General features: G+C 70.1%; 18 protein-coding genes. 8 read left to right on the top strand and 10 right to left on the bottom strand.

Annotation, left to right across the window (positions count from 1 at the left end):
- The first annotated feature begins 100 nt into the window (after positions 1-100).
- Positions 101-2,035 carry an ABC transporter ATP-binding protein gene (locus tag AC5677_RS32420; RefSeq protein WP_497191435.1) on the top strand — a complete coding sequence of 645 codons (1,935 nt, stop codon included), beginning with the start codon at positions 101-103 and terminating at the stop codon, positions 2,033-2,035.
- Positions 2,032-2,982, top strand: a complete 951-nt coding sequence (locus tag AC5677_RS32425; RefSeq protein ID WP_497191436.1) for a serine/threonine-protein kinase — start codon at positions 2,032-2,034, stop codon at positions 2,980-2,982. The genes AC5677_RS32420 and AC5677_RS32425 overlap by 4 nt, the downstream gene beginning before the upstream one ends.
- A 174-nt stretch (positions 2,983-3,156) precedes the next feature.
- On the opposite strand, the gene AC5677_RS32430 is transcribed toward AC5677_RS32425, so the two are convergent.
- A complete protein-coding gene (locus tag AC5677_RS32430) occupies positions 3,157-4,602 on the bottom strand; it encodes a glyceraldehyde-3-phosphate dehydrogenase (protein ID WP_497191437.1) in 1,446 nt (481 codons plus the stop codon).
- A 568-nt stretch (positions 4,603-5,170) separates the two neighbouring features.
- Here AC5677_RS32430 and AC5677_RS32435 point away from each other — a divergent pair.
- Positions 5,171-5,641 (top strand): winged helix DNA-binding protein, encoded by a 471-nt coding sequence (locus AC5677_RS32435; RefSeq protein WP_497191438.1) that lies wholly within the window; start codon positions 5,171-5,173, stop codon positions 5,639-5,641.
- Positions 5,642-5,684: 43 nt separating this feature from the next.
- On the opposite strand, the gene AC5677_RS32440 is transcribed toward AC5677_RS32435, so the two are convergent.
- On the bottom strand, positions 5,685-6,149 hold the full coding sequence (locus AC5677_RS32440) for a bacteriocin immunity protein (protein ID WP_497191439.1): 465 nt from the start codon (positions 6,147-6,149) through the stop codon (positions 5,685-5,687).
- Positions 6,150-6,500: 351 nt separating this feature from the next.
- On the opposite strand from AC5677_RS32440, the gene AC5677_RS32445 reads away from it, so the two are divergent.
- Entirely contained in the window at positions 6,501-6,737 is a 237-nt protein-coding gene (locus AC5677_RS32445) for a DUF397 domain-containing protein (RefSeq protein WP_497191440.1), read from the top strand.
- Positions 6,738-6,845: 108 nt separating this feature from the next.
- Positions 6,846-7,769 carry a helix-turn-helix domain-containing protein gene (locus AC5677_RS32450; RefSeq protein ID WP_497191441.1) on the top strand — a complete coding sequence of 308 codons (924 nt, stop codon included), beginning with the start codon at positions 6,846-6,848 and terminating at the stop codon, positions 7,767-7,769.
- Here the strand turns inward: AC5677_RS32450 and AC5677_RS32455 are convergent.
- From AC5677_RS32455 to AC5677_RS32465, 3 genes are all read right to left on the bottom strand, one after another.
- Positions 7,766-8,554: an SAM-dependent methyltransferase gene (locus tag AC5677_RS32455; RefSeq protein WP_497196836.1), complete on the bottom strand. Its 789-nt coding sequence runs from the start codon at positions 8,552-8,554 to the stop codon at positions 7,766-7,768. The genes AC5677_RS32450 and AC5677_RS32455 overlap by 4 nt on opposite strands.
- 225 nt (positions 8,555-8,779) lie before the next feature.
- Positions 8,780-9,196, bottom strand: coding sequence for a hypothetical protein (locus AC5677_RS32460; RefSeq protein WP_497196837.1), 417 nt, complete (start codon positions 9,194-9,196; stop codon positions 8,780-8,782).
- Positions 9,197-9,540: 344 nt separating this feature from the next.
- Positions 9,541-9,804 (bottom strand): hypothetical protein, encoded by a 264-nt coding sequence (locus AC5677_RS32465; RefSeq protein WP_497191442.1) that lies wholly within the window; start codon positions 9,802-9,804, stop codon positions 9,541-9,543.
- A 447-nt stretch (positions 9,805-10,251) separates the two neighbouring features.
- Here AC5677_RS32465 and AC5677_RS32470 point away from each other — a divergent pair, with 447 nt between their 5' ends.
- Entirely contained in the window at positions 10,252-10,509 is a 258-nt protein-coding gene (locus AC5677_RS32470; RefSeq protein ID WP_497196838.1) for a hypothetical protein, read from the top strand.
- On the opposite strand, the gene AC5677_RS32475 is transcribed toward AC5677_RS32470, so the two are convergent.
- From AC5677_RS32475 to AC5677_RS32490, 4 genes are read right to left on the bottom strand one after another with little or no spacing between them, the layout of a single operon-like run.
- Positions 10,473-11,159: a response regulator gene (locus tag AC5677_RS32475; RefSeq protein ID WP_497191443.1), complete on the bottom strand. Its 687-nt coding sequence runs from the start codon at positions 11,157-11,159 to the stop codon at positions 10,473-10,475. The two genes, AC5677_RS32470 and AC5677_RS32475, sit on opposite strands and share 37 nt — an antisense overlap.
- Positions 11,156-12,490, bottom strand: a complete 1,335-nt coding sequence (locus AC5677_RS32480; RefSeq protein ID WP_497191444.1) for a sensor histidine kinase — start codon at positions 12,488-12,490, stop codon at positions 11,156-11,158. Before AC5677_RS32480 ends, AC5677_RS32475 begins: the two co-directional genes overlap by 4 nt.
- A 10-nt stretch (positions 12,491-12,500) precedes the next feature.
- The gene (locus AC5677_RS32485; RefSeq protein ID WP_497191445.1) at positions 12,501-13,664 is read right to left on the bottom strand and encodes an acyltransferase family protein; all 1,164 of its coding nucleotides are present in this window, start codon (positions 13,662-13,664) and stop codon (positions 12,501-12,503) included.
- The gene (locus AC5677_RS32490) at positions 13,657-14,628 is read right to left on the bottom strand and encodes an alpha/beta hydrolase (protein WP_497191446.1); all 972 of its coding nucleotides are present in this window, start codon (positions 14,626-14,628) and stop codon (positions 13,657-13,659) included. The genes AC5677_RS32485 and AC5677_RS32490 overlap by 8 nt, the downstream gene beginning before the upstream one ends.
- A 277-nt stretch (positions 14,629-14,905) precedes the next feature.
- On the opposite strand from AC5677_RS32490, the gene AC5677_RS32495 reads away from it, so the two are divergent.
- Both AC5677_RS32495 and AC5677_RS32500 read left to right on the top strand, forming a co-directional pair.
- Positions 14,906-15,556, top strand: a complete 651-nt coding sequence (locus tag AC5677_RS32495) for a CatB-related O-acetyltransferase (RefSeq protein WP_497191447.1) — start codon at positions 14,906-14,908, stop codon at positions 15,554-15,556.
- A gap of 83 nt (positions 15,557-15,639) precedes the next feature.
- The gene (locus AC5677_RS32500) at positions 15,640-16,257 is read left to right on the top strand and encodes a hypothetical protein (RefSeq protein WP_497191448.1); all 618 of its coding nucleotides are present in this window, start codon (positions 15,640-15,642) and stop codon (positions 16,255-16,257) included.
- 65 nt (positions 16,258-16,322) lie between these two features.
- On the opposite strand, the gene AC5677_RS32505 is transcribed toward AC5677_RS32500, so the two are convergent.
- The gene (locus AC5677_RS32505; RefSeq protein ID WP_497191449.1) at positions 16,323-17,885 is read right to left on the bottom strand and encodes a GMC family oxidoreductase; all 1,563 of its coding nucleotides are present in this window, start codon (positions 17,883-17,885) and stop codon (positions 16,323-16,325) included.
- Positions 17,886-17,910: the final 25 nt, after the last annotated feature.

A 17,910-nucleotide genomic window follows, 5' to 3' on the forward strand; every position in this document is an offset into this window, starting at 1 on the left:
CACAGGCACCACGGAGGGAGGTACTGACGCCTACGGACGCACTCGGTGTGTCCGCCAGCGGCCGGGCCTGCTGCCCGGCCGCATCAGTCGGTGAGGCGATATGAGCAGCGCGCGGCCGAACGCCCCCTCCCGCGGCGACACCCGGGCCGACGGCGTGGGCAAGGAGGGCACGAGCCGTACCGCGACCGGCCGCCTTGCGCAGTGGGTGCGGCGGTTGCTGTCCGTCGCCGACGGACCCGATGGCCCGGACCGCATCGTCGAGGCCGCGCCGCCGGTGGCCCTGCGGGACATCTTCCGGCGCTTCTGGCCCTACACGCGTGGCGGCCGGCGCTGGCTGGTGGTGATCCTCGCCTTCGTCGTGCTGGCACCCGTCGTCGACGCGGCCGAGATCTGGCTCTTCAAGATCGTCATCGACGACATGCTGGTCCCGCGCAACCTGCAGCTCTTCCTGCCGATCGCGCTCGCCTACCTCGCGTTCACGTTCCTGGCGGGCATTCTCGACTTCGCCGACGAGGTGACCTCCACCTGGGTCAGCGAACGGTTCCTGCTGGCCCTGCGGTCGGATCTGTTCCGCCACGTCGAGGATCTGTCACTCGGCTTCTTCGAACGGCGGCGGCTCGGCGATGTGCTCGCCAGGGTGACCGGTGACGTCGACGCGGTCGAGACCTTCCTGCTCTCCGGGATCGTCGACGCGATCGCCCACGTCATACGGCTGGCGGTCTTCCTCGGCGTGCTGTTCTTCCTGCGGTGGGACCTGACGGTCCTCGCCCTCGTCATCGCCCCCCTGTTCTGGTGCACCGCGCGGCGCTTCTCCCGGCGGGTGAAGGCCGCATCGCGCGAGCGGCGACGCCGCAGCGGCTCGATCAGCGCGATCACCGAAGAGGCCCTGGGCAACATCGCCCTGGTCCAGGCGTACAACCGGCAGCGCTGGGAGCACGGCCGGTTCGAGCGCGAGAACCTCGGGAGGTTCCGGGCCGCGATGGCCGCCGCCCGCATCGGTGCCACCTATGCCACGGTCGTCGACGTCATCGAGCTGGCCGGCGCGCTGCTTGTGATGGGCCTGGGCACCTGGGAACTGGTCCAGGGCCGCCTCACCCTGGGCGGCCTGATGGTCTTCCTCACCCTGCTGAGCCGCCTCTACAGCCCGATTCGCGGCCTGTCCGGCCTCAGCAACACCTTCTACTCGGCGTCCGCCGCCGGGGAGCGGATCATCGAGCTGCTCGACCAGCGGCCGCAGGTCGTCCAGGCCACCGCCCCCCGGAAGCTCGGACACCCCCGCGGCGGGATCGAGTTCGAGGACGTCTCCTTCCGCTACCCGGGGACCACCCGGCCGGCCCTCTCCGGCGTCTCCTTCGCCGTGGCACCCGGCGAGACGCTGGCACTGGTCGGGCCGAGCGGAGCCGGAAAGTCGACCGCCGCCAAGCTGCTGCTGCGCTTCTACGATCCGGACCACGGAAGCATCCGCCTCGACGGAATCGACCTGCGCGATCTGCGCCTGGACGAGCTGCGGGACCACGTCGCCATGCTGCTCCAGGAGACCCTGGTCCTCCACGGCACGGTGCGCGACAACATCGCCTACGGCCGCCCCGGCGCGAGCGACGAGGAGATCGTTGCCGCGGCCCACGCCGCAGACGCCCACGCCTTCATCAGCCGGCTCCCCGAAGGCTACGGGACCGTGGTGGGCCAGCGCGGCCGACTGCTCTCCGGCGGCCAACGACAGCGCCTCGCCATCGCCCGCGCCATGATCCGCGATGCGCCCGTACTCCTCCTCGACGAACCGACCACCGGCCTCGACGCGGAATCCGGCCGGCACATCCTGCAGCCCCTGCGCCTGCTGATGACGGGACGCACGACGATCCTCATCTCCCACAACCTGCTCACCGTCCGCGACGCCACCCAGATCGTGCTGCTCGACCACGGCCGGATCACCGACCGCGGCACACACCACCAGCTGCTCACCCGCAGCGCCCCGTACGCCCGGCTCTGCCGGTTTCACGAGCCGGGCGAGGCGCCCACGGTCGAGGCCGTGCCATGAGCCGTCCGCACGCCCCCGAGGCGCCGCCGCTGGCGGCCGGAAGGACGGTGGCCCCGGGCTACGCGGTCCTCGCGCATCTGTGCCGCACCGGCTGGCTGGATCTGTACGACGCCTGGAGCCGGGAGCGGGAGTGCCGATGCGTCGTGAAGGTGCTGCGCCCGGCCCGACGGGACGACCAGCGGCTGCGCGAGCGGCTGCTGCAAGAGGGCCACTGGCTCCGGACGTTCACCCACCCACACCTGGTGCGCGGCTACGCAACGGGCGAATCTCCGGAGCCGTTCGTCGTACTGGAGACGCTCACGGGCGAGACCCTGTCGTACCTCATCGACCGCCGGAGGCGCCGGCTGGCCGCCACCGACCTCGCCCTCCTCGGCCTGCACCTGTGCTCGGCCATGCACTACCTGCACGGCAAGGACCTGCTGCACCTGGACCTGAAGCCGTCCAACATCGTCGTCGGCTGCCGACGCGCAACGGTCCTCGATCTGAGCATCGCCCGCCCACCGGGCCCCGCCCCGCCGGGCCTGGGCACCTTCGGCTACCTGGCTCCCGAGCAGGCCCGCGGCGGGATGCTCACCCCCGCGGCCGATGTCTGGGGCATCGGCATCACGCTGTACGAGGCCGCCACCGGGGAGGTCCCGTTCGGCGACGGCTCGGAGGCCTGTGGCACGAGCGACGGCGAGGACGCCCGTGACACGAGCTACGACGAGGGCTGTGACGCGCCCTACGACGAGAGCGAAGACGCGGCGGCCCCGGACGCCGCGCACCCCTCGCTTCCCCGGCTCGACGAACCGGCCCCGCCCGTCGGGACCCGCCGGCGCCTTCCGCGCAGCCTCGCCACGGCGATCGACAGCTGCCTCGCCCCCGACCCGGGCGCGCGGCCCTCACTCGCCCAACTCACGGTGCTGCTGGACGACTTGCTCCCGCAGGCCGGTCGGGCCGATCGCTGAAACCTCCAGGAACGTCGACGGCCGGCGGGTGGCGGTGGGTGGGCAACCGGACACCGTACGTACGGAATCGATTGCCACCCCACTGCCACCCGCCGGCCGGGACACCGGATCGGACCGGTCCGCCTGGACCGGTCCGTCCGCCGAGGTCGGACCGCCGAGATCAGATCGCCGTGATCAGACCGCCGGGGCAGGGTAGGTCGGGTACTCCACGCCGGAGACGTGCTGGACGACGCGGATGACCTGGCAGGAGTAGCCGAACTCGTTGTCGTACCAGAGGTAGAGGATCGCGTTGTCGCCGTCGACCTTGGTGGCGCCGGCGTCGACGATCGAGGAGTGGCGCGAGCCGACGAAGTCCATCGAGACGGCGTCGGGGGCGGTGGTGAAGTCGATCTGGCGCTTGAGCGGCGAGTGCAGCGAGACGTCGCGCAGGTAGTCGAGGACTTCCTCACGGGTGGTCTCGCGGCCCAGGCGCAGGCTGAGGATGGCGATCGACACGTCCGGGACGGGCACGCGGATCGAGCTGCCGGTGATCGGCGCCTTGAGGTCCGGCAGCGCCTTGGCGACGGCGGAGGCGGCACCGGTCTCGGTGATGACCATGTTCAGCGGCGCGGAGCGGCCGCGGCGGTCGGCCTTGTGGTAGTTGTCCAGCAGGTTCTGGTCGTTGGTGAACGAGTGGACGGTCTCCACGTGGCCGCGCAGCACGCCGTACTCGTCGTCCATCGCCTTCAGCGGCGGGACGATCGCGTTGGTGGTGCAGGAGGCGCAGGACAGGATCTGCTCGTCCGGCTTGATCGTGTCGTGGTTGACGCCGTGCACGATGTTCGGGACGTCGCCCTTGCCCGGGGCGGTCAGGACGACCTTGTCGATGCCGGGGCGCAGGTGCTTGGCGAGACCCTCGCGGTCACGCCACTTGCCCGTGTTGTCGATGAGGATGGCGTCCTTGATGCCGTACGCCGTGTAGTCGACCTCGGACGGGTCGTTGGCGTAGATCACCTTGATGGTGTTGCCGTTGGCGATGATCGCGCTCGACGCCTCGTCCACGGTGATCGTGCCCTGGAACTGGCCGTGGATGGAGTCGCGGCGCAGCAGGGAGGCGCGCTTGACCAGGTCCGCCTCGCCGCCGCCGCGGACGACGATGGCGCGCAGGCGCAGGCCGTTGCCGGAGCCGGCCTTCTCGATGAGCAGGCGGGCGACGAGGCGGCCGATGCGGCCGAAGCCGTAGAGCACGACGTCGCGGCCGTCGCCGCGCTCGATCTTGTTGGCGCCCGTGGCACCGGCGACGGCCTCGGCGGTGAACTCCTCCACCGAGAGACCGCGGTCGTCGGTCCGGTACGACTCGGCGAGCAGGGCGATGTCGATCTGCGACGGGCCGAGGTCGAGCGTGGTGAGAGCCTGCAGGAACGGCAGCGTCTCGGTGACCGAGAGTTCCGCGCCGGCGATCTGCCGGGCGAATCGGTGGGTCTTGAGGATGCTGACCACCGACTTGTTCACCAAGGAGCGGCTGTGAAGCAGGACCGTCACGTCCCGCTCCCGGTGCAGCTTCCCGATGATCGGGATCATCGACTCCGCGATCTCCTCGCGGGTCTTCCAATTGGTGAACGAGTCGTCGTTGACAGTCACAGGCTTATCTTTCGAGCTAGGCGGTGCTCATATGCTAACCCGCCACCATTTTGATCGTTCATGCGGTGCCGTCCGGGCGGGGTCGTGATCTTGCCCCACGACTGGATCGGGGCGGGGAATGAGCCGCCATGTGAGATGAAAGTGTCCGGTTCTGCGGAAATTAGGCGTGAAATGCCCCCTGGGTGATCCTCGTCGCGCCCGCCGCCGAATGTGATCCGCGTCGCCGTGCGGGCGGGGGCGACCGTGAAGCACGACACCTCGCCCACCGCGCCGCGCCGCAGCCACCTGCCGGGCCGGACGCCACCCGCCCGCTCATCCGCTCACCCGCCGCCTCGGTCCCCTGGGCGCGAAGATCCGATTCCCGGCCGCCGCCGCGACACCTGGTGCCGATTGGTGATCCGGCCGCGCGCCCGGCCCGGGGGCGTCTCGCCCCGCCCCTGACGCGTCTCCGGGCGCGCACGCAGGGCAACGCCCCTGCTGGAGCCCGTCGCCTTGACCTCAACCAAACTTGACGTTTTACGGTGCCTATACCAGCGATCACCCATAACGTCCGTAGGGGACAGCACACATGACGAACCATCAGAAGACGCCGGAGGCGGAACTCGCCGCACAGCCAGCCGCGTACTGGACCGGGCTGGCCTATGAGGCCCTCGTCGCCTTCACCCGCGCCCAGCAGGCCGAACTCGGCTTCACCCAGCCGCAGTACTGGCTGCTGCGCAACCTCTCGAAGAACGGCATCTCACCGGACGGCCACGGCATGACCGTCCCGGAACTCCAACACGTCATGAGCTCCTACCTCCGGCCCGAGGACGACCTGACGGCCGAGGCGGAGGTCCTGCTGGAGCGCGGCTGGCTCACCCGTGACGGCGAGGGACGGCTGTGGATCACCGCGTCCGGGGACGACGCCCGAGCCGGTCTCAAGCGGCACGCCCCGGCCATCCGCGACCGCATCCACCAGGGCATCGACGACGCCGACTACGTGACCACCCTGAAGGTGCTCCGGCAGATGATCCGGAACACCGGCGGCACCCTGGGCTAGGCCTCCGTGCTGTGCCCGCCGTTCTCCGTCGCGGGCCGTCGCGTCACCACGCGATCGCGCGGTAGCTCAGTGCCGCGTCGGTGATCGTCTCGGCGGAAGCGTCCCGGAGTCCGGCCGGCGGGTGGAAGAGGAGGTCGACGGCCCGCGGATGAGGCACATTGGCGTCGAACAGCCGCAGGTAGTAGTCGGTCTCGGCGTCGCCGGCCAGGATTCTGCGGACGATTTCGATGAGTTCGTCGCGCGTGATGCCGGGCACCTTCGGATGCGCAGGCCGGGCGGCTTCCCGTGCGAGGTCCGTCAGGCTGCGCGCTCCGTCGTATTCGGCGAAGTCGAGGGCCGCGTACGTGTGGCCGGTCTTCTCGTTGAAGGCGGCGACGGCGGTGGCCACGGCGGCGTCCGCCGGGCCGCCGCGATCCATCAGGCCGGAGATCCGCTCGATGTCCGCGCAGAGGTCGATGAGCAGCCGTCGTTCCACAGGCGGCGGAAGCAGCTCGGAGCGCAGGTCCATGCTCCGTATTGTCCGGGGACGGCAGGGCCGGTGCCCCGGGGGGCGGGAGACGGTGGCATGCCGGTGGTGAGCCACCCCGCGCTACCGCAGTCACTCCAGCCATTCTGGGCGGCACGTTCCACGAACCTCGGGCAACATTCTTTCGAATGGCGCGGCTCGTATTTTCATGCCGCAAGAACGCTCCTTCGAGGGACAGTAAAGCCCTGATCACGTGGCTAGGATCGTCGACACCCCACGACCCCGTGCAATTTCACGAATGCGTGCAAGTGCGTGCCGGTTCATCGGGGCTCCATGTACGGACGGCCGACGCCAAGGCCATTGGCGCTGGTCAGGAACGAAAGGGCGGATGGCATGGCGGAGTACGGAAATGGCGTGACGGCGAGCGCGATCGAGGCCGTCACCTGGGTGAAGGCCAAAGCGAGCGACTCGTACCACGACTGTGTGGAAATTGCACGATTGGCTGACGGTGAGGTGGCCGTTCGTAACTCCCGCTTCCCGGACGGTCCGGCGCTGGTGTTCACGCGTTCGGAGGTGGCGGCTTTTCTTGATGGTGCGCGGAAGGGCGAGTTCGACAGCATGGCTGTCTGAAATTCGTCATACCTGGGTGGAAGCGGCCACCCCGACTCCTCTTGCTGCGATGCTGTGCAGTGAAGTGCTGGCATAAGAGGAGCAAGAGTGAGTGACACGGTCCTTGGCGTGGTGCCGGACGGCGGCGAAGGGCCGGTCCATCCGCCGGCTGCCGCAGGAATGGTGCTGGGCAACCACCTGCGGCAGCTGCGGGAAGACCGCGGATACATCATGGCGGATGTGGTGGCTGCCGGCGTTATCGGGTCCGTTTCCACGCTGAGCCGATACGAGAGCGCGAAGACGCCCTTCCAGGAAGAGGTTGTCGTCGGGCTCGTCACGTTCTACGGAAACACGGATGCCGCTGAGTTGGCGGACCTGTGCGAGCTGGTACGGCAGTCCCAGGCCAAGCAGTGGTGGGCCGGATTCCGTGATGTGGTGCCGGGATGCCTGGACCGTCTGTTCAGCATGGAGACCTCGGCCGAGGAAATCCGCACCTATCAGGGGTTCTTCGTCCCGGGGTTGCTGCAGACCGCTGACTACGCCCGCGCCGTGATGAAGGCGCCCTTCCGGAAGCCGGCCAATGAGCGGGCGATCAGGGACAGCGAACGGCGGGTCGACCGAAGGCTGACGGTGCGCCTTCGGCGTCAGCATCTGCTCGATCAAACCGACGCCCCGCACTATTTCGCGCTGCTGGACGAGAGCATCCTGAACAAGCCGACAGGCGGCAGGGCCGTCATGCGCGGACAACTCCGCCACCTGTACAACCTTGCGGAGAACAAGGAACGCATCAATATCCGCATTCTCCCGTTCGCCGCCGCCGAACACGCCGCCGCACCCACGTCCTCCATCACCCTGCTGAAGCTTCCGCCGGCCCACGGCGGCAACATGGTGTACGTGGAGGCCACGAACCAGGGCGGCACCTACATCAACGACACCGATGAGATGGAGGCGCACCGGGCGGCCCTCGATGACCTGTGGACGCTGGCCGTCGGCAAGAAGCAGACCCTGGTCATGCTCGAGGAGTACATCGACCGGCTTGCCGACAAGGACTAGGGAATGCGGGCCACGCCGCCGTATTCGAACCATTCCTCGGTGGCCTGCCGCGGATGCAGATCGGTGTCCGGGTACCACTGCGACACCTCACCGGGCCCGTCGGCCTGCACCGGCTCCAGTCCGTCGAAATAGCGGTCCACCTCGGCGAAGGAACGGACCCGGCCCCATGCGCCGCCAGTCGTCTTGAGCATGAAATCGGTGACGCGATCGCGCAACTTCACGTCGTCGCTGGCGAGTTGGGAAATGACCAGATAGCTGCCGGACGGCAGGCGGCCCGCCACGTCGCGGATGAGCCGCCAGGGGTCACTGCCATCGGGAATGCAGTGCAGTACGGACACGAGCAGCGCCGCGACCGGCTGGTCCGGCCGGATGAGCCGGTTGACTTCGTCGCTCGCGAAGATGGCGGCGGTGTCCCGCAGGTCCGCCCCTATGACGGAGGTTGTGGTGAGGTTTTCCTCGAGCATCATGCGGCCGTGGGCGAGCACGATGGGGTCGTTGTCGACGTAGACGACCCGCGCCGCCTTGTCGACCTCCTGCGCAATCTGGTGGACATTGGGGCGAGTGGGCAGGCCCGAGCCGAGGTCGATGAATTGCCGGATCCCGCACTCGGCCGCCAGATAGCGCACCGCGCGGATGAGGAACGCCCTGTTGATGAGGGCCAGTTCCCGTGCGCTCGGCGCGATCCGGAGAAGTTCAGCGCACGCCTCCCGGTCGGCGGCGTAATTATCCGTCCCACCGAGCAGATAATCGCACATTCTGGCTACGCTGGGTTCGCTGACATCGATGGAAATGTGGTGCTCCCCGCGTCGTATTCCCGCGCCGAAGCTCCCTGTGAGGGGCGCAGGTTCCCTGGTGGAGTAAGTGGCTCATGCTAGGGCTGATGCCCCTGGGTGAGCCAGCCCCTCGGCTACGCACAGTTATCCGCCGCGAGGTGAGTCGACTGCTTTGGGCCAGGGAAACGCGTAGATGTACGCGGTGACGCAGGTATTGCTCCTGACATTTGCTCCTGATTATGTTCGCGCATATGACAGGGGAAAGGTTGCCGGATGCGCCATGCGCCGCATTGCCGAGCGCAGTACTCCCGTCATTTCCCGGTCGCTGATCCCCATGAGGTCCGCCGCTTGGTTCATCGACAGTCCGAGGCGGTACCGCAGGACCACGGCGTCCGCCTGCTGTCCGGGCAGGATCCGATGCGGCCCGCTGTCACCTCGGCCTCGTGCCCCGGCGGCGGTCCGGCGGGCGAGCAGCCGCCAGGAGACGGCGGCCGGCGAAGCGCTCTGCAAAGCCTGCAACCACACCATCGCCAGGTCTCTCAGGGCGGCTTGGGCCAGCTCCTGGCCGACTCCGCGGCATCCCACCCGGGCCGAGGCGTAGCGGATGTAAATGTCCCGTCGGAGGGTGCAGAACGCGGTGTAGGAGAGTGGCATGTCGGCCAAGGGGGTGGGCCTCCGTTGTCCGGCTCGCGGCAAGGCGGCTCGCCGCTGTCGGGTCGCTGACGGGCGGCGCCCCAGGGGTGGGGCCCGGCCGTGGGGGCCCTGGTGCGCGGGCGATGGGGTGCTCGTATCTCCCGGGCGGCACCGGGAGCTCCCGCGGGGAAGGGGCTCTGTGTGCGGTCCGTAACGCCCACCGCAGTTCTTTTCACGATGGCCGAAACGTGACTACACGTCTGCCCATGGCTTCGATGGCTTGGCGGCGCCCGGCAGCGGGAGGCCGGTGGCCGCGCGAAGGGGCCGGCGTCGGCTCACCTCGGTGCGCCGACGCCGGCACCGGCTCACATGCGCCGGATGCGCAGATACGTGATACCGGACCGGTCCAGCCATGCCATGGGCGGGACGGCCAGGAAGAGCTCCGCGGGCAGCTCGAGGCCTCGCCATGCGAGGGTGGCCGCAATTGCGGTGAGCAGTACGGAAACCCAGCGCACGGTGATGGCAAAAATGCTCATCACGGCCGTTTGCGCCAGGGCAAAAAGCGGAATGCTAGGGTCGGAAAACTCCGGAAGCTGGCGAGTCCGCTTCCGGTGTGCGCGTTCGATCAACTCGGTCTCCTTCAAGGTTGGTTGGGCGGACGCGTAAAGGGCTTCGAGTCAGGCGACCAACCACTCGAAGCCCTTCTTGCTGTCCTGACCCGCAACGTAACCAGGGCCCCTCCTTCCCGCCAGCGGAACGAGCGCCATGAAAACGGAATGATCTTGTTCCGGTATTCGGTGTGGTGAGGCGCGCTTCGGCGCGATTGATGAGCGGTTGTTGTGGTGTCCCGATCGGGATCGGTCAATGGTGAAAATTCTGGAGTGAGATAAGTGCGGTGGCGTTGCATCCCGTCCGGGGGGCGCCTGCCGCTGCCGTCACCTGAAAGGACTAGTTTTACGCCGCGGATGTCCGGCGCGTATGCAAGTGCACCGGCCGTTGCGGGAAATGACGGGCTTCGGGGACGGGGACGGCGCGAGCCGGTCGACGAGCCGACGGTTCCGGGCGCGCGCTCCCGGATGGTGCGCGGGGACGAGTTCGCGCGCTGCGGCGAGAGCGGCGTGGAGCCGCCCCGGGAGGGGGCTCATGGCCGGTGCGATGATGCCGGACCTGCGGGGCTTCGCCTACTTCGGAGCGGGCTTCCCCGTCGCGAGCAGTTCAAGGCCGCGGACCGTGCCGACGAGGCGCGCGTGAGGCACCCTCCACCACGAGGAGGAATGAGCCGCCCGCCCACGTCGGCTCAGTACCCCACCGGCCGCACCAGCCCCGTTTCATAGGCGAAGACCGCCGCCTGGGTACGGTCGCGCAGCCCCAGCTTGACCAGAATGCGGCTCACATGGGTCTTCACGGTCTGCTCGGCCACCACCAGGCACGCGGCGATCTCTGCGTTCGACAGCCCCTGGGCGATCAGGGACAGCACCTCGGTCTCGCGTTCCGTCAGGTGGCCGACACGGTCCTTGAACGGGGCGCGGGTGGCGCCGGTCAGCCGGGAGAATTCGGTGATGAGGCGCTTGGTGATGTTCGGGGCGAGGAGGGCCTCGCCGGCCGCCACCACCCTTACCGCATGCGCCAGTTCGGCGGCCGAGGCCTCCTTGAGGAGAAACCCGGAGGCGCCGGCGCGGAGTGCCTCGTAGACGTACTCGTCGAGGTCGAAAGTGGTCAGGATGAGGACTCTGACGGCGGCGTCGGAGTCGGCGGGCCGGGTGATGCGGCGGGTGGCTTCGATGCCGCCCAGTTCGGGCATGCGGATGTCCATCAGGACGACGTCGGGAGCGAGCTCGGCGACCTTCGCGACGGCGTCCAGCCCGTCCACGGCCTGGCCGACGACCTCGATGTCGGGTTCGGCGTTGAGCAGCACCGTGAAGCCCTGACGGACCATCATCTGGTCGTCGGCGATCAGTACGCGGATGGGCGGGGCGGTCGTCATCGGGTGTCCTCAACCGGATCGGCAGCGGGGAGCGGGGCGGGGGCGGCGGGGGGCTTGGTGGGGAGTACGGCCCGGACCTCGTAGCCGCCCTCCGGAGTGGGGCCGGTGGCCAGTTCGCCGCCCAGCATGGTGGTGCGTTCGCGCATGCCGAGCAGGCCGTGGCCGATGCCCGGGGAGCGCGGGGCGGGGCGTTCCGGGGCGGTGTTGGTGATGCGGACCGTGAGGTGGGTGGCGCCGTGGTCCAGGGCCACCCGTACCCGCGCTCCGGGTGCGTGGCGGATGGCGTTGCTGAGGGCCTCCTGGACGATGCGGAAGGCGGACAGTTCGATCCCGGGGGCGAGGGGGCGCCGGTCTCCGGTGGTCTCGGTGGCCACCGTGAGGCCGGCCGCGCGGACGTTGCCGACCAGTTCTTCCAACTGGTCGAGGGTGGGTTGCGGGGCGTGCCGCGCGCTCTCCGGCAGGGCGTCCTCGGAGCGGAGGACTCCAAGGACGCGGCGGAGTTCGGCGAGCGCGGCGACGGCGTTCTGCCGGATGCCGGTGAGATTCTCCTTGAGGTCGTCGGAGGGGTTCTCGGCCAGGTGGGGGGCGACCTGCGCCTGGATGGAGATGACCGACATGTGGTGGGCGACCACATCGTGCAGTTCGCGGGCGATCCGGCTGCGCTCCTCCAGGAGGGCGCGCCGGGCCCGTTCCTCGGCGGTGAGTTCCTCCTGTGCGACCAGCTCCGTACGGGCCACCCGGCGGCCGCGGAGCAGGGTCCCGACGAGGACGGAGAGCGCGAGGACGGTGACGGGGAAGCGCGGGTCGTGCGGGACGCCGGAGATGAGCGCGCTGCACAGCAGGTCGGTCAGTACGGTGATCACCAGCACTTCGACCGCGATGCGGGGACGCACCCGCAGCGCCAGCAGGAACAGCACCCCGGCCTGCAGGGCGAGATCGGTGCCGGTCCAGGGGAAGATCGTGGGGGCGCCGCCGGGCGCCGCCGCGAATCCCGTGACCACGACGGTGCCCGCCATCGATGCCCACCAGGCCAGAACCGGCCGGAACATCGCGGCCACGAGCGCCGCCGAACTGATCGAGGCGAGCAGCATCCCGAGCGAGACGCTCATCCCGTAGCCGAAGGCGTACTCGTTCGCATGGATGGCCAGCAGCAGCACCGCGGCTATCGCCAGCGGCACCACGATCGCCGGTCGCCAGTCCAGCCAGCGCGGCCGCCGGGCCGTACGCGGCAAGGGATCGCCGGCCGCCGTCGTCCACAGGTCCTCGCGCAGATTGCCCGGCACCGCACGCAGCGCCCGCGCACAGCGCCTCGCCATGTCCCCCCGTTTCATGACCGGCAGCCTAGACACGCCGCGCCTCGGCCGTACGCGCGGGACGCCCTTCGCGTACGACCCGGCCGGTGCTCCTGGGCCGTCGCTGTTCGTAGGTGTGGAACGCGGCCCAGCAGATCAGCAGCGCGGCGGCGAACACGGGCAACCAGGCCAGCCGGGCGAGTATCCAGGCCGGGTGGTCGGGGACGGTGTGCAGACCGGGCAGTGGGTCGGCGGCGAGCAGTCCCAGCGCCGTCACGGCCATCATGGCGGTCTGGTGCCAGAGGAAGACCGTCATCGCGGACAGGTTCATCAGGGCCACCGCGGCCCAGGCGGCGGGGCGTTGCAGGATCCGCCGCAGGGGGCCCAGGAGCAGCAGGGCCGCGCCGCACTGGGCGAGGCCGAAGGTGGCGGCGGCCAGGGTGGGCGGGTTGAGGTTGGAGATGGCAGCACCGGGCACGCCGACCATGGAGGCGGGATAGCCGGCGAACATGACCAGGAACGCGGTGGTCGCGGCGCCCCCCAGAAGCAGTACCCAGCCGGTCGTACGGCTGCGCAGCGCACCCCGTGCCCAGGCGGCGCCCAGGGTGTACGGGACGAGCCAGCCCGCGGCCAGGTTGACCCAGCCGAGCCAGGCGGGGGCGCCGAGGCCGAAGCGCAGGAGGTCGATGTGCAGGACGACGGCGAGCGGCCACAGGGGATGGAGCCGGACCGCGAGGGGGGGCGCGGCGGTCAGCGCGGCGAAGACCAGGAGGAACCAGAGGGGGGACAGGACCAGTTTGAGGAGGGTGTGGAGGGTCGCGAAGCCCACGCCGGAGGCGACCATGACGACCGCCGCCACGGTCCACAGCGCCAGTACGGCGGCCACCGGCCGGAACAGGCGGGCCAGCCGGGCGACGAGCCAGTGCCGGTAACCCGTACCGCGGGCGCGGGCGGCCGCGTAGCTCTTTGCCGCCACCTGCCCGCCGACCAGGAAGAAGACGGCCAGGGTCTGGAACACCCAGGACATCGGGGCGAGTTGGGGCATGTCCTGGAGGGGGCTCGCGCCGTGGACCGTGCCGCTGTCCGAGACCAGGGCGGTCACCAGCCAGTGGCCGAGCACCACGCCGAGGATGGCGAGGGCGCGCAGGGCATCGACGGCCCGGTCGCGGCCGGGCGGGGTCGTGGCGTCGATGCGCCGGATCAGCTCACGCATGACGGCCTCCGGCGACCGGGGTGGCCGTTCCGCGGGCGATGCGGGCGATGTTCTTGAGGGAGGTCGAGCCGGGGGCGAGGTAGTGGCTGTGGTCGGCGCCGCCCGCGTCGAAGCGGCGGGCGCCGAACTCCTTCGCCGTCGGATCGGTGCCGAACCCCAAGGTGGCGAAGGGGAGCGGGAGGCTGATGTGCGGGACGTGGGCGATCCAGTCGTGGCTGCCGCGGCCGGCCCAGACCGCCGCACGGGTGTGCAGCGCCGCTACGTTGTCGGTGCCGGTCCCGGGGCTGCCGTACAGGACGATGTTCGCGGCCCGCAGGCCCTCGGCGGCCCGGCCGCAGACCACGGAGCCGTAGGAGTGGCAGAGGAAGGAGACCCGGGCGGTGGGCAGCGCGGTGTTCAACTCGCGTGCGAACGTGCGGAGTTGCGGGGCGGCGTCGTCGGCCCGGCCCGGTGTCAGCGCCTCGGGGCTCACCGTGCTGGGTGTCTTGTAGCCGAGCCAGGCGATGACGGCGGCCCGGTCGCCCATCTCGTGCCGTAGCGCCACGGCGCCGGCGCGGAAGCGCTCGTAGGTGTCGAGGTTGGTGTCCGAGCCCGGCACCAGTACGGCGATCCGCTCGGCGTGCGCGAGGTCGCCGAAGACCTCGGTGGTGCGGCCACCGTCGCGGCCGTCGAAGGAGAGGAAGTGGCGCGCCGGGTCCGCCATGGTGCGCAGCGCGGCGGACCGGCTGCGGTCGCCGTGGCCGGCGGCCATCCGCTCGGCCGCCCGGATGCCGGTGCGCTGGGCGGCGTAACGGGCTTCCAGGGCAGCGGGGTTCGCGGACCGCAGCGGGCCGAGGGCGGCCGGGACGGGCGCAGGGACGGCCGCGGGGCGGGCCGCGCCCGATACCGGCACCGCCACCGAAGCGGTGACGAGCGCGGCGAGCAGGGTGCGACGCAGGCGGCTGCTGCGCTGGCGGGGCGCCATGGCGGAGGGTCCTTCCGTCCGTACCGGGTGTGTTTCGTTCGTGCGGTACGGAAGGTATGGAGCGCCTCGCGTGGTCGGCGTCCCACCGGAGAGTGCACTTGCCGCGTAGCTCTGGGGTATTACGGGTAGGGGGTAGGGCTGCGTCGTCGGACCGCCGTCGGACCGGCCGCGGTGGCGGTCGCTTTCCGGCCTGCCGGCGAAAAGCGGTGTCCTGGCGGGTGCAGTTCCGCGATCATGGACCGGAGACCGACCCCCGACCTCTGAGGATGCGCCGGAAATGCCTGTGCCCACCGACCCGACGGTGCTCCATCCGATGCCCGGACAGCCCCGGGTGGTGCTGCTCAAGCCGCTGGTCACGTCCCCGCTGATCGAGGTCGGGGAGTACTCCTACTACGACGACCCGGACGATGCGACCGCGTTCGAGACGCGCAATGTGCTCTACCACTACGGGCCGGAGAAGCTGGTCATCGGCAAGTTCTGCGCGCTGGGCACGGGAGTGCGGTTCCTCATGAACGGCGCCAACCACCGTATGGACGGCCCCTCGACCTTCCCCTTTCCCACGATGGGTGGCTCGTGGTCCGAGCATGTCGACCTGCTCACCGGCCTGCCGAACCGAGGCGACACCGTCGTCGGCAACGACGTCTGGTTCGGCTACCGGGCGACGGTGATGCCCGGCGTACGGATCGGACACGGCGCGATCATCGGCTCCGGCGCCGTGGTCACCACGGACGTACCGGACTACGGGATCGTCGGCGGCAACCCCGCCCGCCTCATCCGCACCCGGTACAGCGCAGCGGACATCGCCCGGCTGCTGGCCGTGGCCTGGTGGGACTGGCCTGCGGAGCACCTCACCGATCACGTACGGACGATCATGTCGGGCAGCATCGACGACCTGGAAGCGGCCGCCCCGGACGCCCGCCACGGGTGACGCCGGGACGGGATGCGGCCCGCGGTGCGCGGGACGCCGCCGGGTCTTCGGGCGTTGTCAGTGGGCCGCGCGAGAATGGCGGCATGACCGACAGCATCGAGGACATCCTCGCCGACGACGTCACGATCGAGGAGCACGCGCGGGCGAATGTGGCGGCCCTGCTGGCCGAGCTCACGGAGCGCGGATGTGAGGAACCCTTCGCCTACCTCGACGACGGAGAGGCGTGGGGCGAACGGCCTGGCTGCGTCTCGTTCCCCTTCGAGTGTCCGCAGGGGTACGAGGGGGATCTCGTCATGCCGGGCGTCCCCCTCGCGCTGGTGAAGGAGGCGGACGCGGAAGGACGGTGGGCACTGCTGCACAACGACGTGCCCTACGCCTGGGCCGACCTCGTCGCGGAGCTCGCCTCGTTCGATGCGGCCCGGCGGACCATCTGGTCCAACCGCGATCTGCTGGTGGGCGAACTCATCGAGCGGGGGCTTCCGATCCGGCCCGATGACGTCAACGCCGACGCGGACGCGAGCGGCGACTCCTGGGTGACGCATGTCATCGCCGTGGACGGGCGCGCGATACCGGTCTCCCTGCCGGGCGTGACGGTGGGCCCGGGGCTCTCCCAGGAGATGTATGTGGAGGGCTTTCCGTATGCCTGGGAGGCGGCGCTGGAGGCGATATTCGCCGCCGCGGGGCGGACGATGAAGGGCTGACGGCGGCGGGCCCGGCGCCGGGCGGGGCCGCGCGGCGGCGCAATGCGGCGTGCCGGTCGCCGAGTTCAGGCTCCGCGGATCAGGTCCGCGCACTTCTCCCCGATCATCATCGTCGTGATGCAGGGATTCACGGTCGTCAGGAGCGGCATCACCGAGCCGTCGGCCACCCGTAGTCCGGTGACGCCCTTGACGCGCAGCTGCGGGTCGAGGGGGGCGGCCGGGTCGTTGGCGGCGCCCATCTGGACCGTACAGGCGGGGTGGTAGACGGTGTTGTGGGTGGTGCGGATGTAGTCGAGGAGGTCGGCGTCGGAGCGGGCCGCGGCGCCGGGGGCGAGTTCGGTGCCCGCCCAGTCCGCCATGGGGGGCTGGGCGATGATCTCGCGGGCGAGGCGCAGGCCGTAGGTCATGACGCGTACGTCGTGTTCATCGGTGAAATAGCGCGGGTCGACCTTGGGCTTGTCGCGGAAGTCGCGGGTGCGCAGCCGTACGGTGCCGCGGGAGCGGGCCTGGGTGACGTTCGGGGTGAGGCAGAAGGCGTTCTCGGAGGTGGGGTAGCCGCGGCGGTAGGTGTTCATGTCGAAGGGCACGGAACCGTAGTGGAACATCAGGTCGGGGCGGTCGAGGCCGGGTTCGGTGGCGGTGAAGATGCCGATTTCCCACCACTGGGTCGAGGTGGTGACCATCGGCTGCTTGGCCTCCCACATGATCACGCCCTCCGGATGATCCTGGAGTCCGGCGCCGACACCGGGCGCGTCCACGAGCGGATCGATCCCGGTGGCGCGGAGGTGGGCGGCGGGCCCGATGCCCGAGAGCATCAGCAGCTTCGGGCTGTCGATGGCGCCGCAGGACAGGATGACCTCGCGGCGGGCGGCGACGGTACGGGTATGGACGAGGTCGGGGGAGAGGTAGTCGACGCCGGTGCAGCGCAGGGCGGGGTCGAAGAGGAGGCGCTTGGCCTGGATGCCGGTGCGCACATCGAGGTTGCGGCGCCGGCCCATGACCGGGTGGAGGTAGGAGACCGAGGCGGAGGCGCGGGTGCCGTCGGGGCGGCGGTTGATCTGGAACCAGTTCGCGCCGCGGACGACGGTTTCGCCGGTGTTGAACGGGGTGGTGGGGAGGCCGGCCGCCGCGCAGGCCTCCAGGAGGGCGACGCCGCACGGGTCGCGGGGCGGGATGGTCTGCAGCGTCACGGGGCCGTTGCGGCCGTGGTGATCGCCGGGCGCGTCATTGCTCTCCAGGCGCTGGTAGAGCGGGAAGCAGTCGGCCGCGCTCCAGCCCGTGCAGCCCAGCGCGGCCCATGCGTCGAGATCCTCGGCCGGCGCCCAGAAGGCGATGCAGGAGTTGTGGGACGAGCAGCCGCCCAGCACCTTGGCGCGGGCGTGCCGCATGAAGCTGTTGCCGTTCTCCTGCGGCTCGACGGGATAGTCCCAGTCGTAGCCCGATTCGAGCAGTGCCATCCACTGGTCGAGCCGGAGGACGTTGGGGTCGTCGACGTCGGACGGCCCGGCCTCCAGCACACAGACGCGGACGTCCGGGTCCTCGCTGAGCCGTGCCGCCACGACCGCGCCGGCCGTGCCACCGCCGACCACGACGTAGTCGAATTCGTCCACCTGGGCCTCTTGGGGCATGACGGCGTCTCCAGATCGGGGATCG

This window comes from Streptomyces sp. JLSY215 (genome assembly GCF_059682825.1).

Excerpts from the sequence above, each read along its gene's own strand:
- AC5677_RS32425 (WP_497191436.1), top strand. The coding sequence starts at position 2,032 with ATGAGCCGTCCGCACGCCCCCGAGGCGCCGCCGCTGGCGGCCGGAAGG.
- AC5677_RS32475 (WP_497191443.1), bottom strand. The coding sequence starts at position 11,159 with ATGACGACCGCCCCGCCCATCCGCGTACTGATCGCCGACGACCAGATG.
- AC5677_RS32480 (WP_497191444.1), bottom strand. The coding sequence starts at position 12,490 with ATGAAACGGGGGGACATGGCGAGGCGCTGTGCGCGGGCGCTGCGTGCG.
- AC5677_RS32490 (WP_497191446.1), bottom strand. The coding sequence starts at position 14,628 with ATGGCGCCCCGCCAGCGCAGCAGCCGCCTGCGTCGCACCCTGCTCGCC.
- AC5677_RS32470 (WP_497196838.1), top strand. The coding sequence starts at position 10,252 with ATGGTGCGCGGGGACGAGTTCGCGCGCTGCGGCGAGAGCGGCGTGGAG.
- AC5677_RS32460 (WP_497196837.1), bottom strand. The coding sequence starts at position 9,196 with ATGCCACTCTCCTACACCGCGTTCTGCACCCTCCGACGGGACATTTAC.
- AC5677_RS32440 (WP_497191439.1), bottom strand. The coding sequence starts at position 6,149 with ATGGACCTGCGCTCCGAGCTGCTTCCGCCGCCTGTGGAACGACGGCTG.
- AC5677_RS32500 (WP_497191448.1), top strand. The coding sequence starts at position 15,640 with ATGACCGACAGCATCGAGGACATCCTCGCCGACGACGTCACGATCGAG.
- AC5677_RS32485 (WP_497191445.1), bottom strand. The coding sequence starts at position 13,664 with ATGCGTGAGCTGATCCGGCGCATCGACGCCACGACCCCGCCCGGCCGC.
- AC5677_RS32495 (WP_497191447.1), top strand. The coding sequence starts at position 14,906 with ATGCCTGTGCCCACCGACCCGACGGTGCTCCATCCGATGCCCGGACAG.
- AC5677_RS32435 (WP_497191438.1), top strand. The coding sequence starts at position 5,171 with ATGACGAACCATCAGAAGACGCCGGAGGCGGAACTCGCCGCACAGCCA.
- AC5677_RS32505 (WP_497191449.1), bottom strand. The coding sequence starts at position 17,885 with ATGCCCCAAGAGGCCCAGGTGGACGAATTCGACTACGTCGTGGTCGGC.
- AC5677_RS32445 (WP_497191440.1), top strand. The coding sequence starts at position 6,501 with ATGGCGGAGTACGGAAATGGCGTGACGGCGAGCGCGATCGAGGCCGTC.
- AC5677_RS32420 (WP_497191435.1), top strand. The coding sequence starts at position 101 with ATGAGCAGCGCGCGGCCGAACGCCCCCTCCCGCGGCGACACCCGGGCC.